The 17,233-nt window shown below is 63.0% G+C and carries 19 protein-coding genes; 6 read left to right on the top strand and 13 right to left on the bottom strand.

The window, feature by feature from the left end:
- Positions 1 to 5: 5 nt before the first annotated feature.
- The 4 genes from VL52_RS07795 to orn form a co-directional block, all read right to left on the bottom strand.
- Positions 6 to 704 (bottom strand): sterol desaturase family protein, encoded by a 699-nt coding sequence (locus tag VL52_RS07795; protein WP_235429235.1) that lies wholly within the window; start codon positions 702 to 704, stop codon positions 6 to 8.
- Between the two features lie 60 nt (positions 705 to 764).
- Positions 765 to 1,265, bottom strand: a complete 501-nt coding sequence (locus VL52_RS07790; protein ID WP_046156508.1) for a CinA family protein — start codon at positions 1,263 to 1,265, stop codon at positions 765 to 767.
- A complete protein-coding gene (pgi, locus tag VL52_RS07785) occupies positions 1,255 to 2,907 on the bottom strand; it encodes a glucose-6-phosphate isomerase (protein WP_046156507.1) in 1,653 nt (550 codons plus the stop codon). The genes VL52_RS07790 and pgi overlap by 11 nt, the downstream gene beginning before the upstream one ends.
- Before the next feature lie 72 nt (positions 2,908 to 2,979).
- Complete coding sequence (orn, locus tag VL52_RS07780; protein WP_046156506.1) at positions 2,980 to 3,525, bottom strand: oligoribonuclease; 546 nt, start codon at positions 3,523 to 3,525, stop codon at positions 2,980 to 2,982.
- A 73-nt stretch (positions 3,526 to 3,598) separates the two neighbouring features.
- On the opposite strand from orn, the gene VL52_RS07775 reads away from it, so the two are divergent.
- The 5 genes from VL52_RS07775 to VL52_RS07755 all read left to right on the top strand — a co-directional run bounded on the left by VL52_RS07775 (position 3,599) and on the right by VL52_RS07755 (position 7,506).
- Positions 3,599 to 4,846, top strand: a complete 1,248-nt coding sequence (locus VL52_RS07775; RefSeq protein ID WP_046156505.1) for a M48 family metallopeptidase — start codon at positions 3,599 to 3,601, stop codon at positions 4,844 to 4,846.
- Complete coding sequence (locus tag VL52_RS07770) at positions 4,843 to 5,169, top strand: 4a-hydroxytetrahydrobiopterin dehydratase (RefSeq protein WP_021476230.1); 327 nt, start codon at positions 4,843 to 4,845, stop codon at positions 5,167 to 5,169. The genes VL52_RS07775 and VL52_RS07770 overlap by 4 nt, the downstream gene beginning before the upstream one ends.
- The gene (gene rsgA, locus VL52_RS07765) at positions 5,166 to 6,029 is read left to right on the top strand and encodes a ribosome small subunit-dependent GTPase A (protein ID WP_046156504.1); all 864 of its coding nucleotides are present in this window, start codon (positions 5,166 to 5,168) and stop codon (positions 6,027 to 6,029) included. Before VL52_RS07770 ends, rsgA begins: the two co-directional genes overlap by 4 nt.
- Positions 6,030 to 6,153: 124 nt before the next feature.
- A complete protein-coding gene (gene phbB, locus VL52_RS07760) occupies positions 6,154 to 6,894 on the top strand; it encodes an acetoacetyl-CoA reductase (RefSeq protein WP_046156503.1) in 741 nt (246 codons plus the stop codon).
- 117 nt (positions 6,895 to 7,011) lie between these two features.
- Positions 7,012 to 7,506 carry a free L-methionine (R)-S-oxide reductase MsrC gene (locus VL52_RS07755; RefSeq protein WP_046156502.1) on the top strand — a complete coding sequence of 165 codons (495 nt, stop codon included), beginning with the start codon at positions 7,012 to 7,014 and terminating at the stop codon, positions 7,504 to 7,506.
- 63 nt (positions 7,507 to 7,569) lie between these two features.
- On the opposite strand, the gene VL52_RS07750 is transcribed toward VL52_RS07755, so the two are convergent.
- The 9 genes from VL52_RS07750 to VL52_RS07710 form a co-directional block, all read right to left on the bottom strand.
- The gene (locus VL52_RS07750; RefSeq protein ID WP_231155204.1) at positions 7,570 to 7,920 is read right to left on the bottom strand and encodes an FKBP-type peptidyl-prolyl cis-trans isomerase; all 351 of its coding nucleotides are present in this window, start codon (positions 7,918 to 7,920) and stop codon (positions 7,570 to 7,572) included.
- Positions 7,921 to 8,023: 103 nt separating this feature from the next.
- On the bottom strand, positions 8,024 to 8,722 hold the full coding sequence (gene folE / locus VL52_RS07745) for a GTP cyclohydrolase I (protein ID WP_046156500.1): 699 nt from the start codon (positions 8,720 to 8,722) through the stop codon (positions 8,024 to 8,026).
- A 298-nt stretch (positions 8,723 to 9,020) separates the two neighbouring features.
- On the bottom strand, positions 9,021 to 10,289 hold the full coding sequence (locus tag VL52_RS07740; RefSeq protein WP_046156499.1) for a nitronate monooxygenase: 1,269 nt from the start codon (positions 10,287 to 10,289) through the stop codon (positions 9,021 to 9,023).
- 102 nt (positions 10,290 to 10,391) lie between these two features.
- Entirely contained in the window at positions 10,392 to 10,973 is a 582-nt protein-coding gene (locus VL52_RS07735; protein ID WP_046156498.1) for a uracil-DNA glycosylase family protein, read from the bottom strand.
- A complete protein-coding gene (locus VL52_RS07730; RefSeq protein WP_046156497.1) occupies positions 10,970 to 11,917 on the bottom strand; it encodes a hypothetical protein in 948 nt (315 codons plus the stop codon). The genes VL52_RS07735 and VL52_RS07730 overlap by 4 nt, the downstream gene beginning before the upstream one ends.
- Entirely contained in the window at positions 11,914 to 12,516 is a 603-nt protein-coding gene (locus VL52_RS07725; RefSeq protein ID WP_046156496.1) for a hypothetical protein, read from the bottom strand. The genes VL52_RS07730 and VL52_RS07725 overlap by 4 nt, the downstream gene beginning before the upstream one ends.
- Positions 12,517 to 12,525: 9 nt before the next feature.
- Positions 12,526 to 13,107 carry an LOG family protein gene (locus VL52_RS07720; RefSeq protein ID WP_046156532.1) on the bottom strand — a complete coding sequence of 194 codons (582 nt, stop codon included), beginning with the start codon at positions 13,105 to 13,107 and terminating at the stop codon, positions 12,526 to 12,528.
- 68 nt (positions 13,108 to 13,175) lie between these two features.
- Complete coding sequence (gene pheA / locus VL52_RS07715) at positions 13,176 to 14,249, bottom strand: prephenate dehydratase (RefSeq protein ID WP_046156495.1); 1,074 nt, start codon at positions 14,247 to 14,249, stop codon at positions 13,176 to 13,178.
- A 134-nt stretch (positions 14,250 to 14,383) separates the two neighbouring features.
- Positions 14,384 to 15,187 carry an alpha/beta fold hydrolase gene (locus VL52_RS07710; protein ID WP_021476821.1) on the bottom strand — a complete coding sequence of 268 codons (804 nt, stop codon included), beginning with the start codon at positions 15,185 to 15,187 and terminating at the stop codon, positions 14,384 to 14,386.
- A gap of 221 nt (positions 15,188 to 15,408) precedes the next feature.
- On the opposite strand from VL52_RS07710, the gene VL52_RS07705 reads away from it, so the two are divergent.
- Positions 15,409 to 17,199 (top strand): protein-disulfide reductase DsbD, encoded by a 1,791-nt coding sequence (locus VL52_RS07705; protein ID WP_046156494.1) that lies wholly within the window; start codon positions 15,409 to 15,411, stop codon positions 17,197 to 17,199.
- Positions 17,200 to 17,233 lie beyond the last annotated feature (34 nt).

Raw genomic sequence — 17,233 nt, 5'->3', positions numbered from 1 at the left:
TCGGACTAACCTCCCTTATGCACATCCCGGCACAGCAACATAGCCTGGATGTCGTCGGCCTTGTCCTCATCAAAGCCGAGCCGCTCCACTCTTCTCTCTGGATTGCTCCAGGTGCCGAATATCAAGTCCCATAGCGGCAGGCCGTAATTCTGCGCATGATGGCCGTGAGCGTGGTGAACGGTATGCATCTCCGGACGCTGGCAAAAATAACCGAGCCAGCGCGGGGTATTCATGTCGCCGTGCAGAAACAGATCGAAAGCGCTGGTGAAGAACAGCGCCCATGCGGCGGCGACGGGCGAAGCCCCCAACGCCAGATAGCTGGAAAAGGCGCTGATCAGCACCGCCGCGGCCGAGTCCAGCGGGTGGGCGTAAAACGCAGTCAGCGCCTCCACCCGCCCCGGGCTGTGGTGAAGCTGGTGGAACACGCGCCAAAGCCAATCCGAAGCATGCGTCGCGCGATGCCACCAATAAAAGACGAAGCTGGTCAGCAGGAAGCTGGCTGCTCCCACTAAGATGTCCGGCCAGTCGCGCGCGGCCGGAATCAAAGCCGCTCTGCCAATCTGGGCGGAAAACAAATAGCCCAGCGCGAGCGTGACCGCCGCCGTGCAGGCGCCCAGCGCGCCGGCCATCAGCAGCCAGCGCCGGTCGCAGCGGTTTTTCGACGCAGGCGCGATAACTTCGCGGGTAAAGATGCCGACGAACAAAATCGCCAGCGCGGGAAAAGCGTATAACTCCATATGTCTCCAGCTGCCGGGTATTCGGACTCAGGCCTGGGACGCGCCCGCGTGGACGCGATCCAGCAGCTGAGCCAGCGCCTCCTCCATCGTTTGCTGGCGCACCGCCTGGCGGTCGCCGGTGAAGTGCCGGCTCCAGGCTTCGGTTTGCCCGCCCGGGTGCGCGATGGCCAGCCATACCAAGCCAACCGGCTTGTCTGGCGAGCCGCCGCCTGGCCCGGCGATGCCGGATACCGCCACCGCCCAGTCGGCGTTGGCCAGCGCCTGCGCGCCGGCGGCCATCTCCCTGACCACCCGCTCGCTGACCGCGCCATGATCCATCAGCGACGAAGCCTGCACTTTCAACAACTGCTGCTTGGCCTGGTTGCCATAGCTGACCACGCCATGGCTGAACCAGCCGGAACTGCCTGGAACATCGGTGATGGCGGCCGCAATCATGCCGCCGGTGCAGGATTCCGCGGTGGAGACGCTCTCGCCCCGCGCCAGCAAGGCGGCGCCGAGCTCGGCGGCCAATTGTCTGCTATTTGCCATGGCGTTCCCTGTAATGTCGGATCAGGCCGTTGGTGGAACTGTCGTGCCCCAGCGCGCCGGTATCGCCGGACAGCTCCGGCAGCATGCGCCGCGCCAGCTGTTTGCCGTACTCGACGCCCCATTGATCGAAGGAATTGATGCCCCAGATCACTCCTTGCACGAACACCTTGTGCTCGTAAAGCGCCATCAGCATGCCCATGCTGTACGGCGTGACCCTGTCCAGCGCCAGCGTATTGGATGGCTGGTTGCCCGGAAACAGTTTTTGCGGCAGCAGCATGTCCAATTGCTCGCCGGACAAATGGCCCAGCTCCTGCATCGCCTCGGCTTCGTTCTTGCCGCGCATCAGCGCCTCGGTCTGAGCCAGGCAGTTGGCGACCAGCACGTCATGCTGATTGCCCAGCGGATAATGGCTGTTCAGAGGAAGAATGAAATCACAGGGCACCAGCCGGGTGCCCTGATGCAGCAGCTGGAAGAACGCATGCTGGCTGTTGGCGCCCTCCTCGCCCCAGATCACCGGGCCGGTGTCGAAATCCAAAGCCTCGCCCAGGCGACCCACCCGCTTGCCGTTGGATTCCATGTCCAACTGCTGGATATGGGCCGGCAGGCGGCGCAGGCCATGATCATAGGGCATGATGGCATGAGTATGCGCCCGGTAGAAGGTGTTGTACCAGATGCCGATCAGCGCCAGCAGCACCGGCATATTGGCCTCGAACGGCGACTCGAAGAAATGCTTGTCCATCGCGTGGCCGCCGTCCAGAAAGGCGCGGAAATTGTCATAGCCGATGGATAGCATCACCGGCAGGCCGATCGCCGACCAGACCGAGTAGCGGCCGCCAACCCAGTCCCAGAAACCGAACATGTGCTGCGGATCGATGCCGAAGGCCCGCACCGCCGGCTCGTTGGTGGAAACCGCGACGAAATGCCTGGCGATATCCTCTTCGGCGCCCGCCTGCAGAAACCAGGCGCGGGCGGCCTGGGCGTTCAACAGGGTTTCCGGTGTGGTGAAGGACTTGGACGCGATGATGAACAGCGTGGTGGCCGGGTCCAGCTCCCGCAACGTTCGCGCCAGATGCTGGCCGTCGACGTTGGACACGAAGTGCACCTTAAGCTCTGGATGGCCATACGCGGCCAGCGCGTCAGCCGCCACCAGCGGTCCCAGATCCGAACCGCCGATGCCGAGATTGACCACGTCGCGAATCCGCTGGCCGGCGAACCCCTGCCAGCGGCCATCCCTCACCTGCTCGCTGAAATCCTTGAGCCTCGCCAATACCTGATGCACATCGGCCGCCACGTCGCGCCCATCCAGGCTCAGCTGCGCGCCGACGGGCAGACGCAAGGCGGTATGCAATACCGACCGGTCTTCGCTGACGTTGATGCGCTCGCCGCGGCGCATCCGGTCCATCCAGCTCCGCAGATCCGCCTTGTTCGCCAGCTCGAACAACAACTCCAGCGTGCGTTCCGTGATGCGGTTTTTCGAATAATCCAGCAACAAACCGTCCAGCTCCAGCGAAAACCGCTGGAACCGCTGCGGGTCCAGTTCGAACAGCTCGCGCATGTGCATGTGGCGCGTCGCGCGCTGATGCTGATGCAGCCTGGCCCAGACCTGGGTGGAGTTGATGTCGATGTGGCGATGTGCGGCCATGTTTCCTGCCAATGGAATACAAGGTGAATGTGAAAAAGCCGGCCCATTGGAGCCGGCTCGTCGCGGCGGGGCTTATACCTTGAGGAAGTGCTCGCGGTAGTAGCGCATTTCCTCGATCGACTCCAGGATGTCGGCCAGCGCTTCGTGCTTGCCGCGCTTGACCACTCCCTTGGCGAGTTCCGGGCGCCAGCGCTTGCACAACTCCTTCAGGGTGGATACGTCCAGATTGCGGTAATGGAAGTAAGCCTCCAGCCGCGGCATCCAGCGCGCCATGAAGCGGCGATCCTGATGGATGGTGTTGCCGCACATCGGCGTCACGCGTTCCGGGATGTACTGCGCCATGAAATCCAGCAGCCGCTGCTCGGCTTCCGTCTCGCTGACCGTGGAATTCTTCACTTTCTCGATCAGGCCGCTCTTGCCGTGGGTATTCTTGTTCCAGTCATCCATGCCGTCCAGGATGGCGTCCGGCTGGTGAATCACCAGTACCGGGGATTCCGCCAGGACGTTCAGATTGCTGTCGGTTACGATCATCGCCACTTCGATGATGCGGTCCTGATCCGGATTCAGGCCCGTCATCTCCATGTCGAGCCAGATGAGGTTATTGGTATCTTGTGCCATACTAGCCAATCTTTAGAAAACCCTGCCATTTTCCTTCATTGCCGCGCCGTCGGCAAACTCCATACGGACATCCATGATCGACGCCTTTTCCTTGCTGTTCGCCGCCGCGCTGACGCTGACGCTGTGCCTGAAATTGTGGCTGGGCTGGCGCCACATCCGCCATGTATCGCGCCACCGCGTCCAGGTCCCGGCAGCCTTCCGCGACAGCATCACCCTGGAGCAGCACCGCCATGCCGCCGACTATACCGTCGCCAAGACCCGGCTCGGCCTGTTGTCCGCCTGGGTGGACACTGCGCTGATCGCGGCGTTCACTTTCGGCGGCGGACTGCAATGGCTGGCCGTCCACAGCATGGAATGGTTCGCCAGTCCGCTTTCGTCGGGCATGGCGTTGATCGTGGCCGTCGCGGTGATCAGCAGCCTGGTCTCGCTGCCGTTCACCCTGTACGGCACCTTTGGGATCGAAAGCCGGTATGGCTTCAACAAGACCACATTCGCGCTGTTCATGGCCGATATGGTCAAAGGCACCCTGATCGGCGCCGCGATCGGTCTGCCGCTGCTGGCGCTGGTGCTGTGGCTGATGGAGATATCAGGCCCCTTGTGGTGGCTGTGGGTATGGCTGGTCTGGTCCGGCTTCCAGCTCCTGATGGTGGCGCTGTATCCGACGCTGATCGCGCCGCTGTTCAACAAATTCAAGCCGCTTGAAGACGAGGCGCTCAAGGCGCGGATCGAGGCGCTGCTGCAGCGCGCCGGCTTCAAGAGCCAGGGCGTGTTCGTGATGGATGGATCGCGCCGCTCCAGCCACGGCAACGCCTATTTCACCGGCTTCGGCGCAGCCAAACGCATCGTATTCTTCGATACTTTGCTGTCCCAGCTCAGCCACGCCGAAATCGAAGCCGTGCTGGCGCATGAGCTGGGCCATTTCAAACGCCGCCACATCGTCAAGCGCATCGCCATGGCGTTCGCGCTGTCGCTGGCCTTGCTGTGGCTGCTGGGCCAGCTGCTGCACGCTCCCTGGTTCTATGCCGGCCTCGGCGTCGCCGCGCCCAGCACCGCGATGGCCCTGATCCTGTTCTTCACCGCCACGCCGGCCTTCACCTTCCCGCTGACGCCGCTGTCCAGCCGGATGTCGCGCGTGCACGAATACGAGGCCGACGATTTCGCGTCGGAACAGACCCGGGCGGAGGATCTGGTCAGCGCGCTGGTCAAACTGTACCGCGACAACGCGTCCACGCTGACGCCGGACCCCGTCCATTCCGCCTTCTACGATTCGCACCCGCCCGCGGCGCTGCGCATTCAACATCTGAAAGGAAATCAGGCATGAACCTGCTGGAGCTCTCCTGCACCCCGCAACACGGCCAAAGCCCGCTGGCCGACAATACCGTCAAGCAGTTGCTGTCCACGCTGCCGGACTGGGAAATCGACGGCATCGAGCTGCGCAAGACCTACCGCTTCGCCAACTACCATGAAACCATGGCCTTCGTGAACGCCCTGGCCTGGATCGCCAACCAGGAAGATCATCATCCGGACATGTCGGTCCACTACAATCGCGCGGTGGTGAATTTCAGCACCCACGACGCCGGCGGCCTGACCCTCAACGACTTCATCTGCGCGGCCAAGACCGAAGCCCTGTTCCGCCGCCCATGACAGCCAGCACCGGACAAATCATACGCAGCCACGGCCGGCGCTTCATCGTGGAAGCGGATGGCCAGACTTTCGATTGCACCACCCGCGGCAAGCGCGTCGATTATGCCTGCGGCGACATCGTCGACATCCTGATCCAGAATCGCGAGCAGGCGGTGATCGAGCGCGCGCATGAGCGCCGCAGCCTGCTCTATCGCCAGGACGACTGGAAAGCCAAGAAGATCGCGGCCAACGTCACGCGCATCCTGTTCGTGATCGCCGCCGTGCCCACGCCCAATGAGGAACTGCTGGGGCGCTGCCTGATCGCGGCGGAGGCCGGAGACATCGACCCCATCATCGTGGTCAACAAGAGCGACCTGCCGGAAACCGCGGCGCTGCTGGGAAAATTGCAACTCTATGTGAACCTGGGTTACAAGCTGGTCACATTGTCGGCCAAACAGGACTTCTCACCGCTGAAACCCTTGCTCAGCGGGCATACCAGCGTGTTGGTAGGCCAGTCCGGCATGGGCAAATCCACGCTGACCAACGCGCTGCTGCCCGAGGCCAACGCCCGCATCGGCGACATCTCGGAAGCGCTGGATTCCGGCCGGCACACCACCACCCACGCGGCCCTGTACCATCTCGACGAAAACAGTCATCTGATCGACTCTCCGGGATTGCAGGAATTTGGCTTGAAACATCTGAAATCCCCGGATTTAATTCACTATTTTCCCGAAATGCGCAGGTATATTGGCCAGTGTCGCTTCCATAACTGTTCGCATTGCGTCGAGCCCAATTGTGCAATCATTACGGCTGCAGAACAGGGCGCAATCTCCAAGCATAGACTGGATCTGCTGCAAAGGCTCAGCCGGGAACTAAGCTAAAGCATTGTAAATAAAGTAGCACATGCTATTTATTTACTTTTTATGGCACCCTGCATATTCTGTAACAAAAGGAAGTAAAGATAATTCAAGCATAGATTCCAAACCCGACAGAGGAGCCAGCATCATGACGAAAAGGATTGCACTAGTCACCGGAGGCATGGGGGGCATTGGAACCTCCATCTGCAAGGCCTTGGCTGAAGCGGGATATACCGTGGTGACCACCTACAGCAAGCCGGGCCGGGAGTCCGCCTGGCATGCCGACATGAAGGGGCTGGGTTTCAGCGACATCCACAGCTACCAATGCGACGTTACCGACTTCGCCGCCTGCCAGGAAGTGATCGCGCGCATATCCAAAGATGTTGGCCAGGTGGGCATTCTGGTCAACAACGCCGGCATCACCCGCGACGCCAGTTTCAAAAAGCAGAGCAAGGATGATTGGGATGCCGTGATCCGCACCAATCTGGATTCGGTGTTCAACATGACCAAGCCGGTGCTGGACAATATGCTGGAGGCAGGTTTCGGCCGCATCATCAATATCTCGTCCATCAATGGCCAGAAGGGGCAGTTCGGCCAGACCAACTACTCCGCGGCCAAGGCCGGCATGCACGGCTTCACGATGGCGCTGGCCCAGGAAGTGGCCAAAAAAGGCGTGACCGTCAACACCATCTCTCCCGGATATATCGCCACCGAGATGGTGATGGCTGTGCCCGAGGATGTGCGCAACAAGATCGTGGCCCAGATTCCGGTGGGCCGCCTTGGCCGTCCGGAAGAAATCGCCGCTCTGGTCACCTTCCTCTGCTCTGACAACGCCGGCTTCATTACCGGCAGCAATATCGCAATGAATGGCGGCCAGCACATGATGTAAGCCCGCCATGGCTCCGCAATACTGTTCGCGCCGCCGCCCGGGCGGCGTTTTCTTTTCGTGCCCGGCATGGTGTATGCTGTCCAGCCCGCACTTACTCCCAAGTAATGAACACCCTCCATGGCAGAAAACCTCATCATCGAAGGCGACAGCAAGGAAGAGAAATACCAGGCCCTGCTGCCGCAAGCTCATGCGCTGATCATGGGCGAAACCGACGTTGTCGCCGCGCTGGCCAATCTGTCCGCCGCGCTGGCTTCGACCTTCGGCTGGTTGTGGACCGGCTTTTATCTGGTCAAGGGCGAGCAGCTGGTTCTGGGGCCGTTCCAGGGGCCGATCGCCTGCACTCGCATACCGCATGGTCGCGGCGTCTGCGGCAGCGCCTGGGCGCAGAATCGCACGCTGCTGGTGGATGATGTCGACGCTTTTCCCGGGCACATCGCCTGCTCCTCGAGCGCCCGCTCCGAAGTGGTGGTGCCCATCCGCAACGCCGCAGACGTGGTCGTGGCTGTGCTGGATGTCGATTCCGATCAGCTGGGCAGCTTCGACCAAACCGATGCGCGCTATCTGGAACGCATCGTCGAGCCGCTTGCCAAGCTGTTCGACCAAGCCGGTTGAAAGCTTGGCCGAACTCAAAAAAAACAGGCCCGGAGTTTCGGGCCTGTTTTCATGTTCGGCTGGTCACTTCTGAATGGAGAGCAGCTCCACTTCAAAATACAGCGGCGTATTCGGCGGAATCACGCCCGGCACGCCGCGGCTGCCGTAGGCGGTATTGGCCGGGCAAGACAGCTTGGCCTTGCTGCCCACCGTCAGCGCGCTGACGCCCTGGGTCCAGCAGGGAATCACGCGGTTCAGCGGGAAGCTGATCGGGCCGCCGTTCTTGTAGGAGCTGTCAAACTCCTTGCCGTCCTTGAATGTGCCGCGATAGTTCACCTTGACGGTGTCGCTGGTCGAAGGCTTGGCGCCCTTTCCGGGCACCAATACTTCGACCTTCACGCCGGAAGGCAAGGTTTGCGAAGCCGGCTCGGCCATCGCCGCCGCCGCGCATATGGACAAAACCAGGGCAGGAATCATTCGATAAGGAAACATAGGCTCTTTCATCGTAAATACGCGGGATACCGGCAGCGCCGAGTCCTCACTTGTGCATCAGGGAAAGGAATTCCTTGCGCAGATCCGGGTTGGTCAGGAAGGCGCCGCGCATCACGCTATTGGTCATCTTGCTGTTGCTGTCCTTCACGCCGCGCCAATGCATGCAGAAGTGATCGGCCTCCATCACGATGGCCAAGCCATCGGGGTGCAGTTTCTTCATCAACAGTTCGGCGATCTGCGAAACCGCCTCTTCCTGTATCTGCGGCCTGGTCATGATCCAATCGATCAGGCGAACGTATTTGGACAAGCCGATCAGATTCGAATGCTCATTGGGCAGCACGCCCACCCAGACTCTGCCAATGATGGGGCATAGATGGTGCGAGCAGGCGCTGCGCACCGTGATCGGGCCGATGATCATCAATTCGTTCAGATGCTCGACATTCGGAAACTCGGTGCTGGCCGGCATGGAAACGTAACGTCCGCGGAACACCTCGCGCACGAACATCTTCGCCACTCGCTTGGCGGTGTCCTGGGTATTGTGATCATTCGCGGTATCGATCACCAGGCTTTCCAGCACGCCTCTCAACTTGGCCTGCACCTCTTCCTGCAACTCGTCCAGCTCGCCCTCCTCGATGAAGGCCGAAATATTGTCGTTGGCGTGGAAGCGCGCTCCCGCCTTTTGCAGACGATAGCGGATACGCTGCGACACGGCTTCCCACTGGCCCTGCTTGTCGGTTTTGCTCATTGTTGATTACTTGTTCGCAAGAAAATGGAAATCATTCCGAAATATACAGCAACTTGCCCAATCCCTGGCCGGACGAGCCGGAAATAAACCAGCCCCGCGTGGGCCAAGCCGGCCCTCGCGCAATGATCGCCCAGAAAGGGAATGGCATTGAGAGAAAAAGATATCAATGCTATATAAATGGCCGCCCGACATCAACACCCGAACCCAACCCTTTTCCACGAGAAGCGCCAAATGACAAAAGGCAGCCGAACTGGAAAGCTCGACTGCCCATTTGCAAAGCTCAAAGCGGGGACGCGCGTCATCCCGCCATCAGACACTCCTCCCGCCGCGGCAGGGCGATCTTGTTATCCTTGCTGTGCTGATAATCGAGGAACACATGCTCGGCGCTCAATAGCTGATAGCTGCCATCGCTGCGAAGATGGGTCGTGTCCTTCAGGCGATACGCGTAGTGTCCGCAGGTCCAGCAATCGAAATTGCGCATATGGGTGCACAGACAGGTTTTTTCCCAAACAGGGACGCGGCGCTGGCCCGGATTTTCCGCATGCGCTTTGTGATAGGCGTCGATGTAGGAGCAGCCGCCCTTGGCATCCAGCAGATAGCCATAGGCTTCGCAATTCGGGCGGATGCTGTCGCCGATCGCCGGGCAATGCTTGATCATCCGCATCGGATAGCCGGTCGGCGATAGCTGGTTGACCTCGATATCCTCTTCGCTGGACTTGAAGTACTCCTGCTGCACCTTCTCCGGCAGTCCGCACTCGCGCGCCACGGTGAAGCGGGTAGCCACCTGCACTGCGCTGGCGCCTGCCTCCAGAAAGCCGGCCGCATCGCTGCCGGTGAAGATGCCGCCGGCCGGAATCAGCGGGATGTCCAATTGTTCGGCCCGCAGCCAATCGCGAATCTCGGTGAAAATGCTGGCCAGGTCGTATTCGGCCCAATCCATGCCGAAGCCCAGATGGCCGCCAGCGAGCGGCCCTTCCACCACGACGTAATCCGGCATGCGTCCGCAGCGGCTGTTTTTCTTCAGGAACAGCTGCAGCGCGCGCAGCGAGGAAACGATGATGCCGAGCTTGACGTCGCGGAAGCGCGGGTGGTCTTCAATCAGGGAGAAAGAACCCAGATGCAGGCCCGCGGCCAGCGTGATGCCGTCGATGCCGGCGTCCAGCGCCGCGCGCATCCGCACCCGCAGCGTTTCCTTGGGCGCGTTCATCGTCAGCTTTTCCATGCAGTTGATGAACACCAGGCCGCTGCCCTGCTTTTGCTGCATGGTATTGCCCACATGCAGACGGGTGGCCTCTTCCAGCATGCCCAGATCGAAACGGACGACCGACTTGTCCGGATTCTCGACGTTGAATTTATACTGGGCCAGCTTGTTCTTGACGAACTTGGTATTGAAACGGCGGTCCGTCACGGTGGGCACCATCGCGTCGGAAATATGGCCGACGCCGCCTAGCCGGGCGGCCTCCAGCGCCAGCTGGGCGGTGGAAATGTCGACGCCCATGCCTCCAATGACGATTGGCACCAATTCGTGTTTGCCCAACTGCAGGCGGAAATCATCAACACACTTCATCGTGACGGGTCTCTCCATAGAACTGGGCAAATTATCACCCGTGAAACGATGGAAATCCACATTTTTAGAGTTTTTGCTCATTCACAAGCAAGGCACTCCCATCTATCGCCCCAGCACTTCCGCCACTCGCCGCCGCAACGCCGGCAGCAACTCGGTCTCGAACCATCGATTGCGCGCCAGCCACATCCGATTGCGCGGACTGGGGTGCGGCAATGGAATCACGCCTGGATAATACTCGCGCCAGGCCGCAACCGTCTCGGTCAGCGTGCGCTTGCGCGAAGGCAGATGATAAGCCTGCGCGTAGCTGCCCACCGCCAGCACCAACTCCACTCGTTCAAGCAGCGGCAGCAGGCGCGGATGCCAGAGTCGGCTGCACTCCGGGCGCGGAGGCAAGTCGCCATTACGCCCCGTGCCGGGATAACAGAACCCCATGGGCACTATGGCGAAGCGCTCCTGATCGTAAAACACATCCGCCTCCACCCCCAGCCACTCCCTCAAGCGCTTGCCGCTGGCGTCATCCCAGGGGATGCCGCTCTCGTGCACCTTGCGGCCCGGCGCTTGGCCGGCCAGCAGGATGCGGGAGCCTTCCGCGGCCCTCAACACCGGCCTGGGCCCGCAAGGCAGCGACGCTTCGCACGCCCGGCAAGCCGCGATATCCGCCAGCAAGCCCTCCAGCGCGCTCATGCCGCCGAGCCGGCCAGCAGTTCGCGCCAGCCCCGCGCATCCTCCTCCGTCCACGCCGCGCAGTCCAGCATCAAGCCGCAAGCGCCGGCAATCAGCGCCGCGCGAGCCAACGACAAGGCAGGAGGCAGGCCGCCAGTCTGCCGAGCTGAGACGATCAGCGGCAGATGGGTCCGCCGGTACAGACTGGCCAACACACCGACATCCAGGCTGACCGATTGGCCGTCGCCGCCGCATTCGCACAGCACGATCTGGTGATTGCCGCCGAGCGCGACATGCTCGGCCGCGGTCAGCCACTCATCCAGCGTCTGGCGATTGTCCCGCTGCAAGATGACAGCTTTATTGATGCGGCCGACTTCCCGCAACAACTCGATATTGCTCAGCGATTGCGGCGGCAGCAGCAAGGCTGCGGTTTGCAGCTCCAGATGCGCGTCCAGCAGGCGCACATCGCGCAGCTCGGCCACGGCGCCCAGTCCAGACTCGCCCGCCACGTCGCAGAGCCGCTCCAGATCGGCCACGCCCAAGGCCTGATAATGGTAAGGGCTGGCATGGCTGCGCCCGCCACCCGCATACAGCAGGCTTCCACCGGCGAGCGCCACCTTGTTCGCTACTGCGCGCAGCGCGCCTTCGCTCCAGTCCTGCGCGCTGCCGCCCAGCCAGGCCGCGCCGCTCGCGCCGAATGCCGCTCTCCCCACTCTCACCCGCGAATCCTCCGGCTGGGCCTCCCGCGACACGATGCGGTAGTCGCCGACGACTCTGAGCGCGCGCTCGACGCCGGCCATCGCCTCGAACGCGCCGGCTTCCAGCCCGCGCTCCTCGCCCACCGCGCCGATCACTGTGCGCTCCATGCCCCGGGATACATGCGCGGCCAAGCCGGCGCTTTCAATCCTGGCCACCACGTTCCGTACTTCGGCCTCGCTCGCGCGGGCGCTCATCACGATAATCATCCGTCCATCCCCTTGTCTTCTTTCGCCGGAGGCACCTCGCGGCGCCAACGACCAGCCAGCCGCCGAGCGAGGCGCGCCAGCGGCGACGGCCGCGACCAGAACCGCCGCGCCCGCATCTTCGCCAGCCTGGCCCAGCGCCACGGCAAGGAGGCGCGCAGCCGTTCGAACACCCATGCGCGAAGCCGCTCGAAGCGCTGGTGCCAGCGCACGAACCACGGCACCGACATCAGCGCCGGCCGCGTCAGCGTGAACAGCCAGGCCACCAATGCGGTGCCCCCGAGCTTGGCCAGCAGGATCACCGCCACACCCAGCAGCGCATGGCCTTGCTCAATCAGGAACAGCGCCGCCAGCTTGACCGGCAGCAAGGCCAGCGCCGGAGCCAGAAACAGGGCCAAGGCCACTCTGGGGGAGCGCCCCGCCACCCAGCGCTCCAACGCCGCGAACGGCGGCCAGCGGCCAAGCCGGGCAAGCGCCGCGGCCAGCTCGTCCCAGGCGAACTCTTCGAAAACGATGATCGCCGCCAGCAGCAACGCCAGCGGCCAGGCCATCGCTCGCCGCGCGCGCAGCCATGGCGACGCTTGCGTATCCCGCTTTCCCATGCGGACCGCTCAGGTGCGGGCCAGATCCAGCCACTTGGCGACGTGGCGGGGCTGGTATTGCCGCATCCAGTCAAGTAGAGCCGGCAGGTCGCGCTCGATGCGGAACAGGTCCAGATTGCCCTTGGGGACGAAGCCTTCGCTCACCGCATGCTCCACCAAGGCCTGCAACGGCTGGTAGAAGCCGCCGGCGTCCAGCACGCCCACCGGCTTGTTGTGCACCGACAGCTGCGCCCAGGTCAGGATCTCGAACAATTCGTCGAAGGTGCCGAATCCGCCCGGCAGCGCGATGAAGCCGTCGGACAGCTTCGCCATCAGGGCCTTGCGCTGATGCATGGTCTCGGTGACGTGCAGCTCGGTCAGGCCCATGTGCGCCACTTCCTTGGCCTTCAGGAATTCCGGGATCACGCCGATCACCTTGCCGCCGGCCTCAAGGGCCGCATCGGCGGCGATGCCCATCAACCCCACATTGCCGGCGCCGTACACCAGAGTGATGTTCTGCTCGGCCAGCGCGCGGCCGAATGCGCGGGCCGCGTCCTCGTATTCAGGGTTGCCGCCTTTATTGGAGCCGCAGAACAGGCAGATCGATTTCATTTTCTTCATCCATTTCTTGCAAAAAAACAAGGGCCGGAAGATTCCGGCCCCGGGTCATTCCTGGCGGCTCACAATACCGCCATCGGGTAGGAGCCCAGCACCTTGACGAAGGATGTGCGCTCGCCCAGGCCGGCCAGCGCCTTCAACACGCGCTCGTCCTGGCGATGGCCTTCCAGATCGATGAAGAACACGTAGTCCCACAGGCCCGCGCGCGACGGCCGCGACTCGAACTTGCTCATCGAGACGCCGTTGGACGCCACCGGTTCCAACAGCTGGTGCACCGCGCCCGGCCGGTTGGGCGCTGAGACCACGATGGAGGTCTTGTCCTGCCCGCTCGGGCCGACATCCTGCAGGCCCAGCACCAGGAAGCGTGTGGTGTTGTTGGGTTCGTCCTCCACGTTTTCCGCCAGTTTGAACAAGGCGTAGCGCTCGGCCGCAGCCTGCCCGGCGATGGCGGCCGCGGTTTCATCCTCGGCCGCCAGGCGGGCGGCTTCAGCGTTGCTGGCCACCGACACGCGTTCCACGTCGGCCGGCAGATTCTTGTTCAGCCACTCGTGGCATTGCGCCAGCGCCTGGGCGTGGGCGTAGACCCGGCGAATGCCGTCCAGCCCCTCACCCTTGCGCAGCAGGTGGTGGTGAATGCGCAGCACCACTTCGCCGCAGATCTTCAACGGCGAGGTGACCATCAGGTCCAGGGTGCGTCCCACCGCGCCTTCGGTGGAGTTCTCCACCGGCGCCACCACGTAGTCGAGCGCGCGCGACTCCACCAGCCGGAACGCCTCGTCTATCGAGCTACAGGCGATGGTGCGGGCCGCGTGGCCGAAGTGCTTGATCGTGGCCAGCTGGCTGAAGGTGCCTTCCGGCCCCAGGTACGCGATGGACAGCGGCTTTTCCAGCGCCAGGCATTCCGACATCACTTCGCGGAACAGGCGGGCGACGGACTCGCTGGGCAGCGGGCCGGGATTCAGGTCCTTCAAACGGCGCAGCACCTGGGCTTCCCGCTCCGGGCGGTAGATGACGCCGCCGCCCTTGATCTCTCCGATCTCGCGGGCATGGCTGGCGCGCTGGTTCAGCAGCTTGAGGACTTCGACGTCGATGGCGTCGATGGCGTTGCGGTGTTGCTTGAGACGTTCTTCAGACACTGGTTTCGGACTCTCTGACGATGGCGAACTGGCTTTTTCGATATCTTACAGTTTCCGCGAGATAGCCGCCGCTCGCAAGCGCCATGCGCCGGATACGGGCCAAATGCCGAGCCGGCCCGGCGCGCCAGATGCCCTCAACTCCAGCCGCCCTCCTCCAGCCTGGCCAGCAATTGCTCGATGCGCTCCGCCGTTTCCAGCGGTTTCTCGAGAGGAAACAGGTGGCTGCCCGGCTGCTTGTCCACCATGACCGCGAAATGCTTGCGCATGAAAGCCAGGTCGCTGTCGCGCAGCACATCCGACGCCGAGCCGGCCAGCAAGGCCGCCGGCACCTTCAGCCGCCCGCGATGCCGGGGGAAGTCGTGCGGCAGCGTCGCGTAGATATCGTGCTCCACCTGCGGGCGGAATTTGAGCCGGCGGCCGCCCTTGCCGTCGTCCTGCGTGCCATGCAGGGCGTAATCGGCCAGGCAGTCGGGATCGAAGCGGGCGAACTTTGGCTTGCGCGCGAAATAGTCATGCGCCATCTCCACCGTGGCCCAGTTGTCGCGGCGCGCCAGCGTATTGCCGCCCGGCGTCACGCGCTGGATGAAGCCCAGCCGCTTGGCCAGCCAGATGCCGAAGGAGCGCGACGGCCCCATCAGCGGCGAGTCCAGGATGATGATGGCGCGGAACAGATCCGGCCGCTTCAGCGCAGCGTAGAACATCAGGAAACCGCCGAGCGAATGGCCGACGCCCACCACTGGGCCGCGGTAGCGCGCTTCGATGAAACGGATGCTCTCGTCCACCAGATGAGGCCAGCAATCGGTGATGGGGAAATCCGGATCGTGGCCTATCGTATCCAGATAGCCGACGTCGCGGCTTCCGGCCAGCTTGCCCAGCATCTTGCCGTACACCGACGCGGGAAAGCTGTTTGCATGAGCGAAATGAATGGCTTCTCGCATAACCCCTCTTGATATCCTCGTTCTTATTTTTCATAAGCGGAACGCTGTCTGCGCCCCGTCTGCCCGGCTATACTAGCCGCTTCCCGAACATCCGGGACGCGGCGGCCTCCGTTTGCCGGGCGATGCGATTTGATGCATATTGCATCACGCATCGTAAAAACGGAACCGCAAACCGTTTACATCGTCACAGTTCCATCGCCAACCGCAAAAAGAGTCTGCACGTGCAAGCATACCTCCATTCCTTTTATCGATCGGCCTGGCTATGGCTGGCGTCCGTGATCGCCTGTCTTGGTCTCGCCCTGCCCGCCCACGCGGTCAACCAGGAAGACCTGCTCCCGCCGGAACAGGCCTTCGCCGCCCAGGTCAGCCGCAGCGGAGACCAGCTGCAACTGACGCTGGACGTCGCCCCCGGCTACTACCTGTACCGCGACCGCATCAGCATCAGCACCACGCCGGCCGATCTGGCCGGCAAGCCCACGCTGCCCGTAGCCCAGGAAAAGAACGATCCTTACTTCGGCAAGCAGCAGATTTACCACGGCAAGCAGCTGATCACCATCCCGCTGGCCGCCGGCGCGCCGGCCGATTTCCAGCTGAACGTGAAGCTGCAAGGCTGCGCGGAGGCCGGCGTCTGCTACCCGCCGTACACCCACAAGCTGAAGGTGGGCCAGGCGGGCGGCTCGAGCAACAAGCTCAGCGCCTGGACAGAGGTCGACCCGTCGGGAAAAGCGTCGGCCGGTAACAGCGAGTTGGCCGCCCAGGGTTGGCCGGCCACACTGGGCACCTTTCTGCTGGCGGGTTTGGGCATGGCGTTCACCGCCTGCATGTACCCGCTGCTGCCCATCGTTTCATCGCTGATTGCCGGCCAAGGCGCAACCCTCAGCCGTGGCCGCGGCTTCCTGCTGTCCCTGCTTTACGTGCAAGGCCTGGCGCTCACCTATACCGCGGTCGGCGTCGTCGCCGGACTGACCGGCTCGCTGCTGACGGTATGGCTGCAGCAGCCGGCGGTGGTGCTGTCCGCCAGCGCGCTGATGGTGGTGTTCGCGCTGTCGATGTTCGATCTGTTCACCATTCAGTTGCCGAACGCGCTGCAATCCCGGCTGGCCGACACCTCCAACCGTCTTAGCGGCGGCAAGGCCATCACCGTGTTTCTGATGGGCGCGCTGTCGGCCTTGATCATCGGTCCTTGCGTGGCCCCCCCGCTGGCGCTGGCGCTGGGCTATATAGGCAGCACCGGCGACGCGCTGCTCGGCGGCGCGGCGCTATACGCGATGGCCATGGGCCTGGGCCTGCCGCTGATCGCCATCGGCACCTTTGGCGGCCAAGTGCTGCCGCGCGCCGGCAATTGGATGAAAGCGGTCAAGTCCGCGTTCGGCGTGGTGATGCTGGGTCTGGCCATCTGGCTGGCGTCCCCGTTCCTGCCCGCCGCGCTGGTGATGCTGCTATGGGCGGCGCTGCTGATCGGCGCGGCGGTGTTCCTCGGCGCTTTCGACAGCCTGTCCACCACTACCAAGGCCAGCGCGCGTCTGGGCAAGGCGCTTGGGCTGCTGCTGTTCCTGCTGGGCGGCGCTCAGCTGGTCGGCCTGCTGTCCGGCGCAGACAATCCGCGCTACCCGCTGAAGCTGATCGCCGCCAGCAGCGCCGAGGGCGCCGCGCAGCAACACTTCCTGCCGGTGGGATCCATCGCGGAGCTCGACGCCAAGCTGGCCGAGGCCAAGGCCGCCGGCAAGCCGCTGTTGCTGGATTTTTACGCTGACTGGTGCGTGGCCTGCAAGGAAATGGAGGCGGATGTCTTCCCGCAACCGCAGGTAGCGACGCAGATGCAGCGTTTTGTCTTGCTGCGCGCCGACGTCACCTCCAACAACCCCGAGCACCAGGCGCTGCTCAAGCGCTTCGGCCTGTTCGGCCCGCCGGGCATCATCCTGTTCGACAGCCAATCCCGCGAGAGCAACCGGGTAGTCGGCTACACCCCCGCCGACGCATTTGCCGGCGAGCTGGGCAAGGTGGCAAACTAGCGCCGTATCCGGCCGGCGCCATCGCGCCGGCCGC

The sequence above is a fragment of the Chromobacterium vaccinii genome, from assembly GCF_000971335.1.
In the GTDB taxonomy this organism is placed as follows: Bacteria; Pseudomonadota; Gammaproteobacteria; order Burkholderiales; family Chromobacteriaceae; genus Chromobacterium; species Chromobacterium vaccinii.
This window is presented reverse-complemented; position numbering and strand designations above follow the sequence as displayed.

Bases quoted from the DNA above. Each gene is read 5' to 3' on its own strand.
- VL52_RS07775 (WP_046156505.1), top strand. From the start codon at position 3,599: ATGATCGACGCCTTTTCCTTGCTGTTCGCCGCCGCGCTGACGCTGACG.
- VL52_RS07725 (WP_046156496.1), bottom strand. From the start codon at position 12,516: ATGGGAAAGCGGGATACGCAAGCGTCGCCATGGCTGCGCGCGCGGCGA.
- orn (WP_046156506.1), bottom strand. From the start codon at position 3,525: ATGGCACAAGATACCAATAACCTCATCTGGCTCGACATGGAGATGACG.
- folE (WP_046156500.1), bottom strand. From the start codon at position 8,722: ATGAGCAAAACCGACAAGCAGGGCCAGTGGGAAGCCGTGTCGCAGCGT.
- VL52_RS07790 (WP_046156508.1), bottom strand. From the start codon at position 1,265: ATGGCAAATAGCAGACAATTGGCCGCCGAGCTCGGCGCCGCCTTGCTG.
- VL52_RS07740 (WP_046156499.1), bottom strand. From the start codon at position 10,289: ATGAAGTGTGTTGATGATTTCCGCCTGCAGTTGGGCAAACACGAATTG.
- VL52_RS07755 (WP_046156502.1), top strand. From the start codon at position 7,012: ATGGCAGAAAACCTCATCATCGAAGGCGACAGCAAGGAAGAGAAATAC.
- VL52_RS07770 (WP_021476230.1), top strand. From the start codon at position 4,843: ATGAACCTGCTGGAGCTCTCCTGCACCCCGCAACACGGCCAAAGCCCG.
- phbB (WP_046156503.1), top strand. From the start codon at position 6,154: ATGACGAAAAGGATTGCACTAGTCACCGGAGGCATGGGGGGCATTGGA.
- VL52_RS07730 (WP_046156497.1), bottom strand. From the start codon at position 11,917: ATGATTATCGTGATGAGCGCCCGCGCGAGCGAGGCCGAAGTACGGAAC.
- rsgA (WP_046156504.1), top strand. From the start codon at position 5,166: ATGACAGCCAGCACCGGACAAATCATACGCAGCCACGGCCGGCGCTTC.
- VL52_RS07750 (WP_231155204.1), bottom strand. From the start codon at position 7,920: ATGGCCGAGCCGGCTTCGCAAACCTTGCCTTCCGGCGTGAAGGTCGAA.
- VL52_RS07710 (WP_021476821.1), bottom strand. From the start codon at position 15,187: ATGCGAGAAGCCATTCATTTCGCTCATGCAAACAGCTTTCCCGCGTCG.
- pgi (WP_046156507.1), bottom strand. From the start codon at position 2,907: ATGGCCGCACATCGCCACATCGACATCAACTCCACCCAGGTCTGGGCC.
- VL52_RS07720 (WP_046156532.1), bottom strand. From the start codon at position 13,107: ATGAAATCGATCTGCCTGTTCTGCGGCTCCAATAAAGGCGGCAACCCT.
- VL52_RS07735 (WP_046156498.1), bottom strand. From the start codon at position 10,973: ATGAGCGCGCTGGAGGGCTTGCTGGCGGATATCGCGGCTTGCCGGGCG.